The 20,651-nt window shown below is 42.6% G+C and carries 17 protein-coding genes; 6 read left to right on the top strand and 11 right to left on the bottom strand.

Features of this window, described 5'->3' with window-relative positions; genetic code table 11:
* Positions 1 to 15 precede the first annotated feature (15 nt).
* Genes H9X96_RS10110 through H9X96_RS10140 form a run of 7 tightly spaced genes read right to left on the bottom strand, consistent with a single transcriptional unit; the run spans position 16 to position 6,840 of the window.
* Positions 16 to 807: a DUF4292 domain-containing protein gene (locus H9X96_RS10110; RefSeq protein ID WP_187666155.1), complete on the bottom strand. Its 792-nt coding sequence runs from the start codon at positions 805 to 807 to the stop codon at positions 16 to 18.
* Positions 785 to 2,479, bottom strand: a complete 1,695-nt coding sequence (locus tag H9X96_RS10115; protein ID WP_187666156.1) for a tetratricopeptide repeat protein — start codon at positions 2,477 to 2,479, stop codon at positions 785 to 787. The genes H9X96_RS10110 and H9X96_RS10115 overlap by 23 nt, the downstream gene beginning before the upstream one ends.
* A 14-nt stretch (positions 2,480 to 2,493) precedes the next feature.
* Positions 2,494 to 2,925 carry a dUTP diphosphatase gene (dut, locus tag H9X96_RS10120; protein ID WP_187666157.1) on the bottom strand — a complete coding sequence of 144 codons (432 nt, stop codon included), beginning with the start codon at positions 2,923 to 2,925 and terminating at the stop codon, positions 2,494 to 2,496.
* 16 nt (positions 2,926 to 2,941) lie between these two features.
* Complete coding sequence (locus tag H9X96_RS10125) at positions 2,942 to 4,426, bottom strand: oligosaccharide flippase family protein (protein ID WP_187666158.1); 1,485 nt, start codon at positions 4,424 to 4,426, stop codon at positions 2,942 to 2,944.
* A 3-nt stretch (positions 4,427 to 4,429) separates the two neighbouring features.
* Positions 4,430 to 4,702: an acylphosphatase gene (locus H9X96_RS10130; protein ID WP_062546696.1), complete on the bottom strand. Its 273-nt coding sequence runs from the start codon at positions 4,700 to 4,702 to the stop codon at positions 4,430 to 4,432.
* Positions 4,703 to 4,704: 2 nt separating this feature from the next.
* Positions 4,705 to 5,661, bottom strand: a complete 957-nt coding sequence (locus H9X96_RS10135) for a nitronate monooxygenase family protein (RefSeq protein WP_187666159.1) — start codon at positions 5,659 to 5,661, stop codon at positions 4,705 to 4,707.
* A complete protein-coding gene (locus H9X96_RS10140) occupies positions 5,662 to 6,840 on the bottom strand; it encodes an amidohydrolase family protein (RefSeq protein WP_187666160.1) in 1,179 nt (392 codons plus the stop codon).
* A 167-nt stretch (positions 6,841 to 7,007) separates the two neighbouring features.
* On the opposite strand from H9X96_RS10140, the gene H9X96_RS10145 reads away from it, so the two are divergent.
* The 4 genes from H9X96_RS10145 (at position 7,008) to H9X96_RS10160 (ending at position 10,550) form a co-directional block, all read left to right on the top strand.
* Complete coding sequence (locus H9X96_RS10145; RefSeq protein ID WP_187666161.1) at positions 7,008 to 7,505, top strand: DinB family protein; 498 nt, start codon at positions 7,008 to 7,010, stop codon at positions 7,503 to 7,505.
* An 84-nt stretch (positions 7,506 to 7,589) separates the two neighbouring features.
* A complete protein-coding gene (gene rluF / locus H9X96_RS10150; RefSeq protein WP_187666162.1) occupies positions 7,590 to 8,654 on the top strand; it encodes a 23S rRNA pseudouridine(2604) synthase RluF in 1,065 nt (354 codons plus the stop codon).
* 101 nt (positions 8,655 to 8,755) lie between these two features.
* Positions 8,756 to 9,805, top strand: coding sequence for a 23S rRNA (adenine(2503)-C(2))-methyltransferase RlmN (rlmN, locus tag H9X96_RS10155; protein ID WP_187666163.1), 1,050 nt, complete (start codon positions 8,756 to 8,758; stop codon positions 9,803 to 9,805).
* Between the two features lie 46 nt (positions 9,806 to 9,851).
* A complete protein-coding gene (locus H9X96_RS10160) occupies positions 9,852 to 10,550 on the top strand; it encodes a ComF family protein (RefSeq protein ID WP_187666164.1) in 699 nt (232 codons plus the stop codon).
* A 304-nt stretch (positions 10,551 to 10,854) separates the two neighbouring features.
* On the opposite strand, the gene H9X96_RS10165 is transcribed toward H9X96_RS10160, so the two are convergent.
* The gene (locus tag H9X96_RS10165) at positions 10,855 to 13,617 is read right to left on the bottom strand and encodes a PAS domain S-box protein (protein ID WP_187666165.1); all 2,763 of its coding nucleotides are present in this window, start codon (positions 13,615 to 13,617) and stop codon (positions 10,855 to 10,857) included.
* Positions 13,618 to 13,636: 19 nt separating this feature from the next.
* Positions 13,637 to 14,908 carry a serine hydroxymethyltransferase gene (gene glyA / locus H9X96_RS10170; protein WP_187666166.1) on the bottom strand — a complete coding sequence of 424 codons (1,272 nt, stop codon included), beginning with the start codon at positions 14,906 to 14,908 and terminating at the stop codon, positions 13,637 to 13,639.
* Positions 14,909 to 15,001: 93 nt separating this feature from the next.
* Between glyA and dxs the strand changes: the two genes are divergently transcribed.
* Entirely contained in the window at positions 15,002 to 16,930 is a 1,929-nt protein-coding gene (dxs, locus tag H9X96_RS10175; protein ID WP_187666167.1) for a 1-deoxy-D-xylulose-5-phosphate synthase, read from the top strand.
* Positions 16,931 to 17,020: 90 nt separating this feature from the next.
* Here the strand turns inward: dxs and rocD are convergent, their stop codons facing one another.
* Positions 17,021 to 18,292, bottom strand: coding sequence for an ornithine--oxo-acid transaminase (gene rocD / locus H9X96_RS10180; protein ID WP_222943873.1), 1,272 nt, complete (start codon positions 18,290 to 18,292; stop codon positions 17,021 to 17,023).
* A gap of 156 nt (positions 18,293 to 18,448) precedes the next feature.
* Between rocD and H9X96_RS10185 the strand changes: the two genes are divergently transcribed.
* Positions 18,449 to 18,901, top strand: coding sequence for an Lrp/AsnC family transcriptional regulator (locus tag H9X96_RS10185; protein WP_187666168.1), 453 nt, complete (start codon positions 18,449 to 18,451; stop codon positions 18,899 to 18,901).
* Between the two features lie 96 nt (positions 18,902 to 18,997).
* Here H9X96_RS10185 and H9X96_RS10190 read toward each other — a convergent pair whose 3' ends face one another.
* Positions 18,998 to 20,650: a RagB/SusD family nutrient uptake outer membrane protein gene (locus tag H9X96_RS10190; protein ID WP_187666169.1), complete on the bottom strand. Its 1,653-nt coding sequence runs from the start codon at positions 20,648 to 20,650 to the stop codon at positions 18,998 to 19,000.
* Position 20,651 lies beyond the last annotated feature (1 nt).

Raw genomic sequence — 20,651 nt, forward strand, 5'->3', positions numbered from 1 at the left:
AAAGTATAAAAAAAATCAGTCTATTACTTCATACTTCCCTGGAACATTAAACGGAAACTCCACCAGAAGATTGCTTTCAACCTTTGAAAAATCAATATTCAGCGCGATTTTTTGCTTTCCTGCCATAGAATTGATCTGAAGGGCGGTAGGAAAGAGCGTACCATTCATATTTTGATAATCCCCGTAAACGACCTTCATCGCTCTCGCAGATTTCAGATCGTTTAACTCATATTCTGAAACCTTAAACAAAGTATTGAACAAGGCGCGATAAGCAAGATCTGCAGCTGCTCCATTGATGTCCCAAACGCCATTTTTATCGGTCAAATTCGCATCCTCGGTCATGAATTCAGGAATGGTATTGCCTGATAAGATCGACTGTAATAATTTATAGGTGACTTGTGGGTTTGTATATCGATGCACATAGCTGAAAGGCTTCGCCAGATAGACGCTCTGTAGTTTATTCAGCACCTTGATGCTATCTGGAGTGATCAACGCCCTGGCTCCTTCGATCCCGAATGCACCGGTAATAGATACCCAGATCCCTTCATCCTTACGGATACGGATGTTAATACTTACATTATTGGAGTTCCCATTCATCTCCAATTTTGCCTTTCCCTTCAGAGATAAAGTAGTATAAGAAATATCCTTGCTTTGCAGCAGGTTTAACGTTTCTAGTTTTTCCGAATTTACCGGAGCAACCCCTGTTACCGGGGGGGCCACAACCACGATCTTTTTCTTCGTTTTACAAGCTACAGTCAGCGAAATCATCGCCAAAAAGACCAAGTTATTTAATATATTTCTTCTCATTAATTTTTCGGTTTAAGTGGGCAGAATCATTTCCTGCAGCTTTTGCTTTCTGCCATTGTACCAATGCCGCCTCGCGTGCTCCTGTTAAAAACAGGATGTCGCCATAATGCTCCAGATACAGCCCATTACCAGCACCATCTTGCTGAATGGCAATTTCTGCCCAAGGTTTCGCGGCTTCATATTTCCCACGTTTCAACAGCACCAATGCATAAGTATCCGCGACGGAAGTATTCCCAGGCATCGCCGCTGCTGCTTTTGCCACTAGTTCTTCTGCTTTCGCCAGATCCTGATTACTCAAGGCCAGATAAAACGCATAATTATTTAACAGCAGGTAATTTTTGGGGGCCAGCTTCACCGCCTTATCGAAAGCCGTATTGGCTTCTGAAAACTTTTGTTCATCGAGGAAGATCTCCCCTTGCAGCGCAAAAATAAGGGCTTGAAGCGCTGGATTATCGCCATCCATCTGCAAAGCGGACTTAATGTTGGTCATCGCTTCCCCATTCTGCTGATCGCGATGCAGGGCGAAGGCCAGGTAATAATACAGGATTCCCTGATTCGGAAAAATAGCCAGGGCCTCTTCTCCGCTTTTTGCAGCGTCTTTATATTTCCCTAAGTTATTTTGAATGGTCAGTACACGCTCCCAGACTGGATACAGCTGATCGCTTACTTTCAGCACCTGCTGATATTGCTGCAATGCACCGGATAAATCTTCTTTTTGATATAGCAAATCGCCATAAAGTGCCATCATATTGGGATCATTGGCGGAGCTTTCCAAGGCTAACTTTGTTAAGGCAATCGCCTCTTCCAGCTGCGTCGTGTTTTTTGCAGTACCCGCAATCATCAGGATAATTTTGCCTTTTCTTTGGGTTGGCATTTCCGGATTGGCGAAAGCTGCTCTTAGCGCTAATCCAGCTTCTTTACTGCTTTTTATATTTTGGTAATAATCGGCTAATGCCAGATCGATTTCATAATTTTCCGGACTGATGCTTTTTGCTTTTTTAAGCAGGAGGACTGCATTTTCCATTTGCCCTTTCTCCACCATTGTCTGGCTCAGGTCCAGCATTCCGGGTACGTCATCAGCTCCTGCCGAAAGCATGTTTTCCATTTCTGCCTTGGTCGCGGTTTTCTTATTGCCCAGGTCAATCCGCTGTCTGGCCTGGATCAATGCCTTGGAAACACCAAATTTCTTTTCTAACTCATCATAAGTTCTGAAGGCTTCTGTGGTTTTACCCAGCAATAGATAAGCATTCCCCTTATCAAAATAGAAAGCATCATTATCGGGCGAAAGACGAATCAGCTCGTTAAAAACAGTGATCAGTCCATCCATATCCCCTTTGCGCTTATATAGCTCAGCCATCATCTTCCAATACCAAAGGTTATTGGCCTCCAATGCCACTGATTTCTTGATGGCAGCTTCTGCTTCCGCCAATTTATTCTGGCGGTAGTTCAGACTCGCAATTTCATAATAGACTGCGGCATTATTTGGATCCAGCGTCAGGATTTTCTGAAAGCTCTCCCCCGCTTTGCTGTAATTTTCATTCAGCTTCTCCCGCAGTCCGGCGAAGAAAAGGGTCTTCACTTCAGTACTATCCAATTTTGGATTTACAGGTTGCTGTGCCGCAGCAGTAGCGCCTGCAAGTAGTAATGATAGTAAAAGAGACCTTCGCTTCATCGTTGTTATATTTTTTATTTACCAGTGTGGCCGTAACCACCAGCACCACGTGCGGTATCCGACAATTCTTCTACCGCTTCCCAGGAAATGGTTTCATGTTTTGCAATCACCATCTGTGCGATGCGATCGCCATTATTCACTACAAAATCAGTATCAGATAGGTTTACCAACAGCACTTTAATCTCTCCGCGGTAATCCGCATCGATTGTTCCCGGCGAATTCACAATACTAATGCCATGTTTATAAGCCAATCCACTGCGTGGACGAATTTGTGCTTCAAAACCTACAGGCAACTCAATGTGCAGTCCTGTTGGAATCAAAACACGCTGTAAAGGTTTAATCGTGACTTCAGTTTCTACAAACGCACGCATGTCCATTCCTGCCGCATGAGCAGTTTCATATTGAGGTAAAGCGTGTCCTGAGTGATTAATGATGTTGATTTTCATGGTAATATATTTATTTTTATTTTTTAAACAGTATTGCTTTCAGCTGGTCTTTTTCCAAATAGGTAATTACGCCTATGAAAGCAAGCAGTAACAGATTTCCAATGTAAATATTTCTATTGAATACCCAGAAAGACAACAACACCAGTACCACTGAAATAATTAAATAAGAAAGAATTCTTTTCAAATTGTAAGGTATCGGATAATATTTCTGGCCTAATATATAGGAGATCACCATCATTACAAAATAAGCGAGCATGGAAACCCATGCAGAGCCCATATAGCTGAATTTTGGAATCAACACGAAGTTAAACACAATGGTAATCAATGCGCCAACCAGAGAAATATATAAGCCGAAACGAGTTTGATCCGACAAGCGATACCAGATAGAAAGGTTGGAATATACGCCCAAACAGACATAACCGAATAGCAAATAAGGCACTGCCGGTAAGCCTACCCAATACTCTGGTTTGCTGATAAATCGTTTCAAAATTTCAATATTGGCGATTAAGCCCACAAATAGCACCACCAATGCGATCACAAAATAATGCAGGATGATGGCGTAAGTCTGCCTTGCATTTTCCTTTTTAGCATGACTGAAAAAGAAAGGTTCTGCCCCTAAACGGAAGGCGGTTACGAAAATACTGATGAACATGGCCAGTTTACAAATCGCGCCGTAAATGCCGACTTCATAATCCGCAATAGCATCCGGCAATAACCTGCTCAATACAATCTTATCCAGGTTTTCATTCACAATAAAGGAAAGATTGGCGATCAATACCGGCCATGAATAAGAAAACATTTTCCCGAAAAGCGCTTTATCAAACTTCAATTGAAGCTTTGAAAATTCCGGCAGCAGCATCAGAAAAGTAACTACGCTGGCAATTAAATTGGCTACAAATACATAACCTACCCATACACCACGGTACCAGGACGAAAGCCATTCGGCCATTGGCCATTGATTTTTAATGATCAATGGGATGACATAAATGAACAATAAGTTGAAGCCTACAAAGCAGCCAATATTCAGGAACTTGATCAGACTATACTTAAATGCTTTTTCATCTGCTCTCAATTTGGCAAATGGAATCACACAAATCGCATCAATATATAGGATGCCAATAAAGAACTGCACATAATATTTATAATCTGTGAGTTGTTTAGGATCATCTGTTAAATAGGCCGCGATCGGGTTTGATAAGACCAAACCTGTAATTAAAAACAGGGTGGAAATAAAAGCAATCACCAGGAAGGAGTTGTTGTATACCTCCTGTTTCCTATCCTCGTGTTTATTGAGGTACCTGAAATAGGTGCTTTCCATCCCAAATGCCAATACTGCATTGATCATCGAGGCGTAAGCATACATGGTCGTGAAAATACCATACGTCCCCGCAGCGAATTTGCTGGTATAAATCGGGGTCAGGATAAAGTTAAACAGCCTGGAAAATACAGTACTTAAACCGTAGATGGCAGTCTGACCGAGGAATTTCTTGATGACAGACACGCGTTATTTCTTGATGATTTCGAAATTACGGTAGCCCTTCAGTTCTCCAGGAGTTACTTCTACCGTTTCAATTTTTGCCCTGTCAGGTCCTTCATTACACCATTCTTCAAAAACTTCCAAAGAGGCATCATCACCTTCTGCTTCCAGGTATAAGGTACCATCCTTCTCATTCTTAACTATTCCGCGGACACCCATTTGATCTGCGATTGCCTTTGTGGTCTCTCTAAAGGATACCCCCTGCACCTTTCCGGTAACTCTTATGTTGATGTGTTTCATTCTTATATTAATCTAAAATCCAATCTATTGATTCTTTCTTTTTCTGTTAAAAACTCCTGCCAGATGCTTTGCAGTATCTCTGCCGCAGGTTTAATTTCCTTTAACATGGCAGATACCTGTCCGATTTCCAGCTCTCCTTCTTCCATATTCCCCTCAAACATACCCAATTTCGCCCTTGCGCGACCTAAAAGTTGCTGCAGCTTTTCTGCATCTGCACCTTCCGCTTCTGCCTGAGCCACTGCTTCGGCAAAAGAATTTTTGAGCAGGCGCACAGGAACCAGTTTTTTCATGCGAAGTTTTGTATCTCCTTCCCTGGCCGCAAGGATTTCCGATTTAAAATTCGGGTGGGCAGAAGATTCATCTGCAATGGCAAAAGCTGATCCAATCTGTACGGCTTCTGCACCTAAGGCAAATGCAGCAAGCATCGCAGCGCCACTCCCAACTCCACCGGCTGCGATTACCGGGATGGTTACCGCTTTAACAACCATTGGGATTAAACACAGCGTGGTGGTTTCTTCTCTTCCATTGTGTCCACCAGCTTCAAAACCTTCTGCTACGATGGCATCAACACCGCAAGCTTCCGCTTTCAAAGCAAACTTTGTATTGGCAATCACATGGACCACAATGATGCCTTTTTCTTTCAGGAAGCCCGTCCAGCTGGCTGGATTTCCTGCCGAGGTAAACACAATCTTCACTCCTTCCTCCACAATGATCTGCATGATCTCTCCCACATTGGGATAAAGCAAAGGTACATTCACTGCAAAAGGATGCGCAGTTGCCTGTTTACATTTCTGAATGTGTTCTTTCAGTACTTCCGGGTACATGGAACCAGCGCCGATGACACCCAGTCCACCGGCATTGGAAACGGCCGAAGCCAGTCGCCATCCACTGCACCAGACCATTCCGGCCTGAATAATCGGATATTTAATTTGAAATAAGGTGGTCATCCTGTTATTCATCTATGCTAATCTTTTAATCTTACCGGTAATCCACATTTCCCCATCTTTATCCACAAACTCAAGCAGGTTAATCCCTGGAATTTTTCCTGGGGCTAAACTACCAAAACGATCCTCAACTCCTAAAAATTCAGCACCATTTATAGTGGCCCAGCTCAGCAAAGTTGATAAAGGAATTTGGAAATGCTGCTGTAAAGTTTTCATTTCTTCTACGATACTCAGCTGATCGTTACTAGCCAGACTGTCTGTACCCAGGGTCATCTTTAGTCCGGCCTCCAAAAATAACGGCAGTTCCGGCAATTTATCTTCTATATATAGGTTGGCATTCGGGCACAAGCACCAATACAAAGCAGGGTGATTCGCCTTTGCAAAGTCGAGGTCAGCCCCACTGCTCATGGTATTGTGTACCAATAGTGTTTTTAAAGCAGGAGAAAGCTTTGGCAAATAAGACTGCAGCGAAGTTTTTCCTGTCGCTTTGAAAAAGTCAATATTTAATCCCAGGAATTCATACAGCTTCAAAAAACTGCCCGATTTATGTTCAAAGAATTCATTTTCTTCGAGGGTCTCCTGATTATGAATGCTGATCAGGTCTTGATTTTCTTCGGCTTCTTTACGGATCGCCGCAAATAAATTGTCGGATACCGAATAAGGAGCATGGGGAACGATCGACGCTTCTAAAGGCTGATAAGCTTTTTTCATGCCCTTTGCCGCTTCCATAATATCGCCTGCTTTTTCCGGGTTAAAGCCCATTGCTTCAATAAAAGTGTGGTAGTAGATCCCACTGATTTCTTTGACTCCTTTGGAGATCAGCTTGTTGGAAATATCGGCTACGGCAACAATTCCCTGAGCATACATTTCCCTATCTGCGATTTCCATGGCATCAATTACCTCCTCATCGCTCGCCTGTCTTTGTCGGATCACCTGTTCTACAAATCCCGGAAGTCCGGTATGTTTCGCTATTTTCCCTTTAAGGTGGGAAAGCTCCAGATGGCAATGGGTATTGACCAATCCGGGAACTAAAATACCTTCATAGAACTTAATGTCTTGAATTCCTTTCGATTCCGCTTCCGCAGCCGTCAGGATCTCCAGAATTAAACCATTTGCATCCAGTGAAATGACCCCTTCTTTCAAAGGTTCCGCATTTACCGGATATATATAAGACGCAGAGATGTGGAAAATCATAGGTACAAAGAAAAGGTTTCTTCCTGAGAATTACAGCTTCCTTCCTAACCCCTGCCTAATCACTGCCGCGTAATTATATTTATGATCCCGATTTACCTACTGACATAGGGCTGTCACCCTCCCTTCTTTTCTTTGTGCTATAATTAAAACCTTTAAAACAAAACGACATGGATATCATTAAAATGTTTCTGGAAGAATTCGAGCAGGAAGCTCAAACTACACGTAAAATGCTGGCGATGGTACCTACCGAAAAATTCGACTGGCAGCCACACCCAAAAAGCATGACCGTTAAAGCACTTGCCAGTCATATTGCGGAATTGCCGACCTGGATTACCTATGCCGTAACGACAGACGAACTGGACTTTGGTACTGAGCCCTACACGCCAAAAGAATTGAAAACCAATACCGAGCTAATGGCATTTTTTGAAGCCTCTCTGGAAGACGGAGCCTCACACTTAACAGCAGCAAAAGCAGAAATCTTGTCGGAACCCTGGGTTTTGCGAAATGGGGAGCAAATTTATTCTACATTCACGAAGGGAAGCCTGATCAGACACACCTTATCACAAATTATCCACCATAGGGCACAGCTAGGGGTCTTTCTAAGGTTATTAGACATCCCAATTCCGGGCAGTTACGGCCCTAGTGCGGACGACACTAATTTTTAAAAGCCACAGCTTTACAATATTTTGATAGTTTATGTGGGTATATTTTGATTTCTTTGTAAACTGAAACAATTTATACCCATACCCATGTCTGATTCTACCACCCGATTAAATAAATACATTAGTGAGAGCGGTCTGTGCTCCAGAAGAGCCGCAGACAGATACATAGAACAAGGAAATGTATTTATCAATGGCCGGAAAGCCAAGGTAGGCGACCAAGTGTTTTTCGGGGATATCGTTACGGTTAATGGCCAGACCATTGAACCAAAAGAAGTTGAAAATTCTATCTTAATCGCATATAATAAACCGGTAGGTATTACCAGTACTACTGAAGCTGGTGTAAAAAGCAATATGGTGGATCATGTAAACCACAGCGAGCGCGTTTTCCCGATTGGTCGTTTGGACAAAGATTCACAAGGACTAATTTTCCTAACCAATAACGGAGACATTGTCAACAAAATTCTTCGTGCTGGAAACAACCATGAGAAAGAATATGTGGTGACCGTTAATAAACCGGTTACTGAACAGTTTATCGCTGGAATGGGCAAAGGTGTTCCTGTATTGGGCATGATGACCAAAAAGTGTAAAGTGACTAAAGAAAGTACATTTACTTTCAAGATTGTGCTTGTTCAGGGATTGAACCGTCAGATCAGAAGAATGTGTGAGCATTTCGGATTTGAGGTGACGAAACTAGAGCGTACCAGAATCATGAATGTGACGCTTAAAGGTATTCCTGTTGGCGAATGGAGAGAACTTACGCCAGCAGAGCAAACAGAGATCTTTAATCTCGTGGCGAAATCAAGTTCTTTAGAAGCCGCATCAGCCGCTAAAAAAGCAAGCAAGAAACCAGTAAACCCAGATTTCGAAGCGTTAGTTGCTCCGAGAAAAAATTCTTCCGGCAGACCAGGTGGTCCAAGATCAGGCGGTCCGAGATCGGCTGGAGCTAGATCAACAGATCCAAGGTCTGAATCTGAAGGCAGACCAAGAGCAGCTTCCGGTAAACCAAGAGCAGATAAAAAATCTGGTACTCCTTATCGCGGCGCTTCAAGTACAACTGATTGGAACAAAACAAACGGACCAAGCAAACGACCAGTCCGACCTTCAAGAGGAAACTCTGGCGCACCTGGAAAAAGCAGAGGACCAAAGCGTTAAACATAATTTGACTGTCATAATCCGGCAGTAAATCCATACTTTTTAAGCGGGCAAAATCAATTTTTGCTCGCTTATTCTTTTTTTAGGTAACTTTGCATCAAATGCTTACTACAAAAAAAACAGACATACGTTCACTGGACCTTCCTCAGCTGCAACAACACTTTATAAACATGCAGGAACCTTCTTACCGCGCCAAACAGGTTTACCAATGGCTATGGGAGAAATCTGCACGTTCCTTTGAGGAAATGAGTAACCTTTCTAAAGACCTAAGAAAGAAACTGGACGAAAACTATGCGATCAATGTAGTTGAAGTAAATAACTCACAATTTAGTAATGACCACACCATCAAAAGTTCATTCCGACTGTACGATGGTAATATTGTAGAAGGCGTACTGATTCCTATGGAAGAACGTATGACCGCCTGTGTGAGTTCACAGGTAGGCTGCAGTTTAACCTGTAAATTCTGTGCTACAGGATATATGGATCGTAAACGTAACCTGAATGCAGATGAAATCTATGATCAGGTGGTTCTGATTGATCAGCAGGCTAAGAAAAACTACAATGCCCCTTTAACGAATATCGTTTATATGGGGATGGGCGAACCATTGCTGAACTATGCCAATGTATTGAAATCTATAGACCGCATTACTGCTCCAGACGGACTTAATATGTCGTACAAGCGCATTACGGTGTCTACTGCCGGTATTGCCAAGATGATCAAGAAATTAGGTGATGACGGGGTTAAATTTAACCTGGCCATCTCACTTCATGCGGCCAATGACAAGAAAAGAAATGAAATCATGCCGATCAATGAGCAGAATTCATTGAAAGCACTGGAAGAAGCTTTAAAATACTATTTCTCTAAAACGAAGAACCCGATTACTTACGAATACATTGTCTTCAATAATTTCAATGATGAGATTGAGGATGCGATGGAGCTGGCTAAATTCTGTAAACACGTTCCTTGTAAAGTAAACTTAATCGAATATAACCCGATTCAGTTTGCGGCATTCCTAAATGCGGAAGGCGACAAGATCGATGCTTTCTCTGCTTACCTGAAAAGTCAGGGGGTAAACACCAATATCAGAAGAAGCAGAGGTAAGGATATTGATGCCGCTTGTGGTCAGCTGGCCGTAAAGGAGCAAAACTAAACACCGGATTTCAACCAGGCAATGGCTAATGCTCATAGATTAGCCCATGCCCTTTCTAAAAAACAGTTTTTTAGACTTATTACACTTGCTCTTTCCAGCAACATGTATGGGCTGTACCCTGCCTTTAGTTTCGGGCGAAGTTCAAATTTGCAGCACCTGTCTGCATGGCTTACCTTATACCGATCAGCACCTGAACCTTGAAAATCTGGTGGCCAGGCAGTTTTGGGGACGTATCCCTTGTCATGCGGCAATGGCAATGCTGTTTTTCAAAAAAGGAGGAACTGTACAGCAGCTCATCCACCATTTAAAATATAGCAATCAACCAGAACTGGGGATCCGCATGGGAATCCTCCTTGGAGAACGGCTGCTCAGCTCCCCCTTTTACCAAGACATTGACTTTCTGATTCCTGTCCCACTTCACAAGAAAAGATTAAAAAAACGCGGATACAACCAAAGTTACAGCATTGCGCAAGGCATTTCTCAGGTCCTCAAAACTCCAATCAGCACAAAGCACCTCTTACGTAAAACGGCTACAGACAGCCAGACCAACAAAGGGAGGTTCCTGCGCTTTGAAAATATGTCGGCCGCCTTTGAACTTCAGCATCCGGAAGAATTAACAAATCAACATTTATTGCTGATTGATGATGTACTCACTACCGGCGCCACATTGGAAGCCTGCGCCATAGCCTTGCTACAAGCCAGACCTGAAAAGATCAGTATCGCCGCCTTAGCGTTTGTGACATAAAAAACAGATTCGCCCTAGAACATTCTCCTTTACCAATCGTTATTATAATTGAGAGCGTTAATTTAGATGGTAAAGGCCGACATTTCCGAATAGGACTGTCGGCCTTTTACTTTTATTTATAAATAATTCTATAATTATTTTGAATACTCAAATATATTCCGTTACTTTGACCTTGAGAGCGTTAATTTAAGGGTCGATAGCTTCACACTCGTGAAATATCGGCCCTTTATCATTTCTAATAAATCCGCTTTTACTCCTTAAATTTTTCTTGAAATCTAATACTGTGTTTTGAAGAATGCGCGGTTTAGCTCAGGTATTCTGAAAGAACATTCCTCATATCTTCCGGCTTGAAGGGCTTTAAGATATGACCGTTCATTCCAGACTCCGAAAATTTATTGTGCTCATCGTGTAAGGTCGATGCAGTTAAGGCAAGTATAGGCACCTGCTTAAAATAAGCACCATCCATAGCTCTAATGAGCGTAGTCGTTTCGAAACCATCAATACCCGGCATTTTTATGTCCATAAAGATCAGGTCGTATACATTATCGCGGACTTTATCCAGGGCTTCTTCTCCCGTAATGGCAAAATCAAGATTGAGTCCCCATTTACCAAAAATACGTTTGGCGATTAAGGCATTGATCTCATTGTCGTCTACCACAAGAATCCGTTTGTCCATAAACATATTCGGCTCGGTGAATACTTTTACCTGAGGCACATAATCATTGGCTTTTTCAAAAGAGATGTTGAAATGGAAAACCGTCCCCTTCCCTTCTTCACTTTCTACCTGTATGTCTGAACCATAAAGTTCCAGCATTTTTTTGGTGATGGTTAGGCCCAATCCGGTACCTCCATATTTTCTGGAAATATCAGTTCTTGCCTGAATAAAAGGCTGAAAGATATAGGCCAGTTTTTCCTGCGCGATGCCAATACCCGTATCTCTCACTTCAAAATGAAGCAATACCCGGTCTCTTTCTTCGGAAAGCATTTTGATTTCCAATAGAATTTTTCCGTCCTGAGTAAATTTAATGGCATTCCCCAGGAGGTTCATCAGTACCTGATACAAACGTGTTTTATCGCCTTTAACATATTGCGGAATATTTTCATCACAACTGAGCTCCAGCTTATTATTTCTGGCGATCACATTCATCTGTAAAGATTTGATCACATCAGAAGCCAGCGTTTTTATGCTAAAAGGAATGGTTTCCAGCTGCACATTTCCGGTTTCCATTTTAGTGAGGTCCAGGATATCATTGATGATATTCAGCAGATTCTCTGCTGAAAAACGCAGCAGGTTTAAATCGGGTAACTGTGATTCTTTAGGGTCATTGTCCAGCAACAGGTGTGCCATTCCAATCACCGCATTTAATGGCGTTCTGATTTCATGGCTCATCACCGACAGGAACATTTCTTTTGCGGCACTCAGCTGCAGGGCTTGCTCTTTAGCCTCTACCATTTCCTTTTCTACCTGTTTCCGCTGGGAGATATCAGTGATCAGGTCAATCTGGCGTTCTACTTTTCCTTTCTCATTTACGATTGGCGTATTAGAAACAGAAAGCCAGATGGGCTCTCCGGATTTCGTTTTTGCCTGTACTTCTATCGAATAAGATTCCCTGTTGTTGGCTTTCTTTCTGGAAGCCACGATGAGTTCTCGCTGTGCTTCATCTTTGGAAAGGATGTCTCCTAAACGACGTCCTTGTAATTCATTTAAGGTATAGCCGGTCAGCTTTTCCATGGAGTGATTGATCCAGGTGGTAAAGCCTTCGCCATCGGAAATATTCACACCGGTATCCGTTTTACTGGCCACCAGGGAGAGTAATTGTAGTTCTTCTTCCGCTTTCTTTTTTTCTGTAATGTCGAGGATAATCTCCACTTCTATTTCCACCTTACCTTCGTCATTGAAGACTACGGTATTATAGATGGATAGCCATATAGGCTGTTTATCTTTACGGTAAGCCAGCAGGTCGACCGTAAAAGACTGGTGTCTATTGGTCAGCTCCCTTACCTGTTGAATGAGTTCCAGATCCGTTCCCGGGCCCTGAATTAAATCACCGAGGCGCTTTCCTTTCATATCTTCCAGCGTAAAGCCGGTAATTTTCTCAAAAGCTGCATTTACCCAGGTCACATGGTTATCTGAATCATTGATCACCACTGCATTGTTCACTTTACTCGCCACGAAGGAAAGCTTCATCAATTCATTTTCTACTCTTTTGTTCTCCGTAATGTCTCTTCCGTAAGCGTACCAGCGTTTGTTTTTACAAACCATATTCCAGCTCAGCCAACGGATTAAACCGCTTTTGGTAACAATCCTGAAATCAATATTGAACTGTTTTGAGCCATCGGCAAGTCCTGATTCCAGAGCTTCGAATACGCGATCAATATCGTCACGGTAACAGAATGTCCAGGCAGTTAAGCCAATTGCTTCCTCCACTTCATATTCCAGCACCGTGGTCACGGCATTGTTTACAAACAGCAGTTCGCCTTTATCGTCGAGGATACAGTGAATTTCAGGAGATACAGTAGAGATATTGAGGAGTTCTTCAAAGCGCTGGGCTTTAAGGCTCAGTTCTTTTGCTTTTTTCCGAAGGGAAATATGGGTAATGACTTCTTTGGCAAGGATCTGAAGCCCCTCTTTTTGTGCGGCAGTCATTTCTTTAGGCAGCTGATCAAATACGCAGATCGTGCCTAAACAGTAGCCATCTTCATCAATTAAAGGTGCAGCAGCATAATACCTCAGGTGATGGTCGTCGATTACAGAAGGATGCAAACTAAAGCGCAGATCCTGCGTTGCATCACTGACTTCAAAAATATGATCAGATTGAATGGCCTGCTCAGCAAATGAAAAACTTCTGGGCAGCTGTTTACAGTCCAGCCCAATCACAGATTTAAACCATAACCGATCTTCATCAACCAATGCAATGATGGCAATAGGAGTATTGCAGATCAAGCTGGCCAGCTTCGTAATGTTATCGAACTCCTGTTCTGGAGGAGTATCTAATATATCACAGTCCCGCAACGCCCGTAAGCGCTTCATTTCATAAGTTGATGAAGTATGGTTATTCTTTAGCATTTAAGCAAGTTCTTCCTGTTTATTTGTACAAGGGAAATTGACTTACCAGCTGAATTACTTTTTCTTTTACCGCGATTAAATTATGCTCATCCTCCGAATTCGTAATCACCTGATCAATCAGATCAACAATGGTTTCCATATCTTTTTCTTTAAAACCTCTGGTGGTGATGGCTGCTGTGCCTACACGGATACCTGAAGTGACAAAAGGCGACTTATCGTCAAAAGGAACCATATTTTTATTCACGGTAATATCCGCTTTTTCAAGCGCATTCTCCGCTGCTTTACCAGTTATATTTTTGTTGCGCAGGTCAATCAGCATTAAATGATTGTCTGTACCACCAGAAATAATTCCGTAACCTCTGGATACGAAAGCTTTAGCCATCGCCTGAGCATTGGCTTTCACTTGTGTGATATAAGTCAGATACTCATCACTCAATGCTTCACCGAAAGCAATTGCTTTCGCCGCAATGATGTGCTCCAATGGTCCGCCCTGTGTTCCTGGGAATACTGCCATATCTAATACAGAAGACATCATTCTGGTTTCACCTTTAGGTGTTTTGATTCCGAAAGGGTTTTCGAAATCTTTGCCCATCATGATCATACCACCACGAGGACCACGAAGGGTTTTGTGGGTAGTTGTGGTAACAATATGGCAATGGGGTAGTGGATTGGCCAATAAACCGCGGGCAATCATCCCTGCTGGGTGAGAGATATCAGCCAATACCAATGCACCGATTTTATCAGCTACACTACGGATAAAAGCATAATCCCACTCTCTTGAATAAGCAGAAGCACCGCAGATGATCAACTTAGGACGTTCCGCAAGCGCGATTTCTTCCAGTTTAGCATAGTCGATTAAACCATCTTCTTTCTTTACTCCATAAAACAATGGCTGATACAATTTCCCTGAAAAGTTAACCGGAGAACCATGTGTTAAGTGCCCGCCATGAGAAAGGTCAAATCCTAATATTTTATCTCCTGGCTGGATCACTGCAAGCATTACTGCTGCATTTGCCTGTGCGCCTGAGTGCGGCTGTACGTTCACCCATTCTGCTCCAAAAAGTTGCTTTGCACGCTCAATAGCGATGGTTTCTACCTCATCCACTACCTGGCAGCCGCCATAGTATCTTTTTCCTGGAAGGCCTTCAGCATATTTATTAGTTAAACATGATCCTGCGGCCTCCATTACTTGCTTGCTCACAAAGTTTTCAGAAGCAATCAGCTCCAAGCCATTTTCCTGACGGTCCAATTCCCTGTCAATCAAATCAAAAATTAAAGTATCTCTAGTCATTTATTGAAGTATTAATTTGTAAAATTAATGATTTTCCTTCTTAGTTTGGTAACAAAATACCTTACTTTGTAGTTCTATTCTATAAAACACTGCATGGAAGATATCACCCGTCCATTATTACCAAACATAAATTATCCTGCTGATTTAAAGCAGTATAAAGAAGAAGATCTCGAACAAATTTGTCAGGAACTACGCCAGTACATCATTGATGTAGTGAGTGTAAACGGAGGGCATTTTGGCGCAAGTCTGGGTGTAGTGGAACTCACTGTAGCCTTACATTACGTTTTAAACACTCCTTACGACAGGCTGGTTTGGGACGTTGGCCACCAGGCTTACGGACACAAAATCCTGACAGGAAGGAAGTCGGTATTTCATACGAACCGCATCCTTGATGGTATCAGTGGATTCCCGAAAATCACTGAAAGTGAGTATGATACCTTTGGCGTTGGCCACTCTTCTACTTCTATTTCCGCAGCATTGGGTATGGCAGTTGCCTCTCATTATAAGGGAGAAACTGACCGTCAGCATGTCGCTGTAATCGGCGATGGCGCGATGACCGCAGGTCTGGCCTTTGAAGGCTTAAACCATGCGGGTATAGAAGATTCTAACCTATTGGTGATCCTGAACGACAATTGTATGTCTATCGATCCCAATGTTGGCGCTTTAAAGGAATATTTAACCAGCATTACGACTTCTAAATCATACAATCGCTTCCGAGATGACATTTCTAATGTTTTAATTAAGCTTTCTGAACTGGGGCCAAATGCCCATAAGTTTGTGAAGAAAATTGAAAAAAGCATTAAAGGCACTTTATTGAACCAAAGCAATCTATTTGAATCGTTAAACTTCAGGTATTTTGGTCCCGTAGATGGCCATGATGTGGTGCGTTTGGCACAAGTGATCCGCGATTTAAAGGACATTCCAGGCCCTAAACTGTTACATTGTGTGACGGTAAAAGGAAAAGGTTTCGCCCTTGCGGAGAAAGATCAGACCAAATGGCATGCACCAGGTCTTTTTGATAAGATTACCGGTGAAATCAAGAAAGCAGCAACAGATAAACCTCAGCCGCCAAAATATCAGGATGTTTTCGGACATACCCTGGTAGAACTTGCGGAAGAGAATAAAAAGATTGTGGGGATTACTCCTGCGATGCCATCAGGTTCTTCGATGAACATCATGATGAAAGCGATGCCTAACCGTGCATTTGACGTCGGTATTGCAGAACAGCATGCCGTTACTTTCTCTGCCGGACTGGCTACACAAGGACTGGTTCCTTTCTGTAACATCTATTCCAGCTTTATGCAAAGGGCTTATGATCAGGTGATCCACGATGTGGCCATTCAAAACCTGAATGTGGTGTTCTGTTTAGACCGCGCAGGATTTGCAGGTTCTGATGGGGCTACACACCATGGCGCCTATGACCTAGCTTATATGCGCTGTATCCCAAATATGACCGTTGCAGCTCCAATGAATGAGGAAGAACTCAGAAATCTGATGTATACCGCGCAATTGGAAAATCAAGGTCCGTTTTCTATCCGCTATCCGAGAGGAAATGGGGTGCTGACAGATTGGAAACGTCCTTTCAAAGCATTAGAAATTGGTAAAGGCCGCAAAATATGTGATGGCGAAGATGTGGCCATACTGACCATTGGTCATGTGGGTAATTTTGCTGTGGATGCTTGCAAGGAGCTGAACAGTGAAGGCATTCATCCGGCACATTATGACATGCGCTTTGTGAAACCTTTAGATGAGGCTTTATTGCATGATGTGTTTAAACGCTATAAAAACGTCATCACCGTAGAAGATGGTTGTCTGCAAGGAGGCCTTGGAAGCGCAGTGTTAGAGTTTATGGCAGATCACCAGTACAATGCCAATGTAACCCGCTTGGGTATCCCTGATGAGTTTATTGACCATGGTGAGCAGCAGGAATTATGGGCGCTTTGTGGTTATGATAAAGCAGGCATCATTACTGTGGTAAAAAAAAACGCTGTGAGGAGAACAACGGCAACGATCGCCTCTTAGAAGAATAACAGTTTAGGTCCTCTTTTGGGATCAAAGAATATACAAAAAGGCCTGCTCATTTTAACATGAGCAGGCCTTTTTCCGTATCGCTTAATTGGCTTTATGAGCAAATTCCATTAATGATTTTTCAATGATGACCAGGCATTCTTTGATCTGCGCTTCGGTGATCACCAGTGGAGGTGCCAAACGGATCTTATTACCCTGAGTCGGTTTTGCCAGCAACCCATGCTCCTGGAATTTAACACAGATGTCCCATGCCATATTAGAATCTTCCGGACAATAGATCACGATCGCATTCAGCAATCCTTTCCCTCTAACGAGTTCAATGATCCCTATCCTTTTGGCGATATCTTCCAGGCCATTTCTCAATAATTCCCCTAATTTATCGGCATTTTCAGCCAGTTTTTCGTCTATCACCACCTGCATGGCTTCGCGTGCTACTGCACAAGCCAATGGGTTTCCTCCATAAGTAGAACCATGTTCACCCGGTTTAATGGTCAGCATTACTTCATCGTTTGCTAAAACGGCTGAAACTGGCAATACCCCACCTGAAATGGCTTTACCTAAGATGATCATATCTGGCTGACTGCTTTTATCTATTGGACTCACCTCATAAGAGGCCAGCATACTACCCGTACGGGCAATACCAGTCTGAATTTCATCCACAATAAACAGCACGTTATAGGCTTTACACAGTGCTTTGATGCGTGGTAAGTAATCCGCATCAGGTACCACTACCCCTGCTTCACCCTGAATGGGCTCCACAATAAATCCTGCGATATTTTTATTTTGTTTCAAGAGTGCTTCAAAAGCATCCGCATCGTTGTAAGGAACTCGGGCAATTCCGCCTACAAATGGACCGAAATTGTTTCTTGCACTTTCATCATCAGAGGCAGAAATCACAGAAATTGTTCGGCCATGGAAGTTTCCATTGGCGAAAACGATCGTTGCCTGATCAGCAGGAATGCCTTTCACCTGATAAGCCCATTTTCTGCACAGTTTCATGGCACTTTCTACCGCTTCCACACCAGAATTCATGATTAAAGCTTTATCATAACCGAATAGCTGAGTAAGAAACTCTTCAAAATCACCCAGTTTATCGTTGTAGAATGCACGGGACGTCAGCGTTAATTTTTCTGCCTGACCTTTTAAAGCATCAATAATCCTTGGATGACAATGACCTTGATTTACAGCCGAATAAGCCGAAAGGAAATCGTAATATTTCTTACCTGCTACGTCCCAAAGGAAAACTCCTTCTCCTCTTTCCAGTACCACTGGCAAAGGATGGTAGTTATGGGCACCGTACTTGTTTTCTTTTTCGATTAGCGCTTCGGCTTTACTTAAATTTGCTGTAATACTCATTATTTACTATATTATTGGGTAGGCAACTAAGGTAATGATATTTATTATTTAACACTAAAAAAAGGATAATTTGACTTATTATCCGCCTAAAAAAAGTCTATTTGAATTAAAAATTCGATATTCGAAGCATAAAACGAAATCTAAAAACACACATTCATGGAGGCTATTGATGAATTCGATATTCAGATCTTACAACAATTGGAAAAGGATGGCCGTATGGCCTATTCGGCTATCGCCACTGCCTTAGGCGTATCGAATACGATGGTACATCAACGCATCTCCCGGCTAACCGAGCAGGGCATCCTCACTGGAATTAAGCCGGTATTGGATGAAAAAAAAATGGGCTATGATTGGGGCGCATTTACAGGCATTGCACTGGAGAAAGACCACGATTCAGACCGGATTATTGAGGAGTTAAAGAAAATACCGGAAGTCACAGAATGCTATTATATCACTGGCGTGTACACCTTGTACATTAAGATTATGGCCAAAAACCATGAGCACATGAGAAGGGTACTCTATGAGAAAATTGACAACATCCCTGGAATTGCTAAAACAGATTCTATTATTGAACTGGGCTGCGCATTTAAAAGAAATATCATGCTATAAGCAAATACAATAGTTTTGCTTTTAATTTAGAAGGCCGTTTACCTCTTTCGAGGAAACGGCCTTCAGCTGATTTATTTTTCGGAACAACAGTTTGGATTAGTATCCAGGGGTTTGTACCAATACCCCTTTTGACTTGTCGATTTCGGCTTGAGGAACCGGCATCAGGTATAATTTATCAGACCAAACCCGTTGTTGAATCTGACTATTTTTAACATCAGTAATACTTTTCATCACCTCCGGTGCAATTTTCCACCTCCTGATGTCCATATAACGCTGACCTTCTAAAGCAAGCTCTACTCTACGCTCTGCTCTGATAAAAGTTCTTAATGTTTCTTTCGTAGCAAATTTAGCGCGATCTACCAAAGGCATTCCTGCACGCGCTCTGATCTTATCTAAAGCTTCATAAATGCTGTTATCAGGACCAGAAAGCTCATTCTTAGCCTCTGCATAAGTTAATAAAATCTCCGCATAGCGGATTAAGATCACGTTTGCATGGTTGTCAATCTGCGCCTCATAAACAGAAGGATCTACCATTTTACGGAAGTTGTAACCTGTTCTAGAGAAGTTATTTCCGGCAACCCAGTTAAATGTGAAATTAGCCTCTATTCCATTCCATTCTGCACCATCAAATAAGATACTTGCATAAAAGCGTGGGTCACGGTTTTTATATTCCTGAGCAAATGCAGCTTTATCATTCGTATACCATTCTGCACGCTGAGCAGGGGCTACCGGAACAATTGCTGCTCCTGTTTTATAATTACCATAGGCATCTACCATCGACTGTGTAGGTGTTACAGAACTCCAGCCACCCAGTGTTGCAGGAGGCAGATAGGTATTTAAGCCATTGGCATCAATTTGTGGAATCTGCTGACGGTCTAAAATCACTTCGATGTTACCTTCGCTCTTCTGGTAGAATAGACGTTCATAATTACGCAATCCTGTCAGGAAATTAGCCTTGTCTTTCTCATCAGCAAAATCTACCCATTTACTGTAATCATCCAGACCGTCATTCTTTTCAGCCTCTGTAGTCGTAAACAGATCATATCCCAGACCCATCACTGCTGCAGCTGCATCAGCGGCCTGCTGGTATTGTCCGTCATATAGGTAAGCACGGGCTTTCAATGCTAAAGCAGCGCCCTTAGTGATCCTGCCTTTTTCATTTGGTTTACCACCTCCATATTGCTGAGGAAGCACTTTTGATACGGCCTCCAACTCAGAAAGGATGAAATCCAACACCTCTTTCCTTGGTGTTCTTGGAAGATTTGCCTCTCCTAAGGCCAGAACTTTGGTCACTAGCGGCACATTACCAAAAGTGTTCATTAGTCTGAAATAGGAATAAGCGCGCATGAAACGAACTTCTGCTTTATATCTTTCCAGCAATTCCGCAGAGATGACCGTTACCTTATCTGCATTTTCAAGGAAATAATTCTGACGGCGGATGTCTTCATAATTCCATCCTGCATCTTCGGTAGAAGACATGGTTCCGGCAGAAACACTACTTGCAGTGCTTTCCCAGGCATTTTGCACATGGGCATTGTCTGTCGCACCGTCATCGTAAATAATTCCGTCACCAGGCATTTTTGCATAAACACCCATTACTGCCTGATAAACATCATTCTCGCTCTTCCAAAAGGTAGCTTCCGACAATTCGTTCAATGGAGGTCTTTCCAGGAAATCTTTTTGACAGGCGGTAATTGACGTCAAGGTCAACAAGCCCGTAAGTAAATATATTGATGATCTGTTCTTCATT

This window comes from Pedobacter sp. N36a (assembly GCF_014472395.1).
In the GTDB taxonomy this organism is placed as follows: domain Bacteria; phylum Bacteroidota; class Bacteroidia; order Sphingobacteriales; family Sphingobacteriaceae; genus Pedobacter.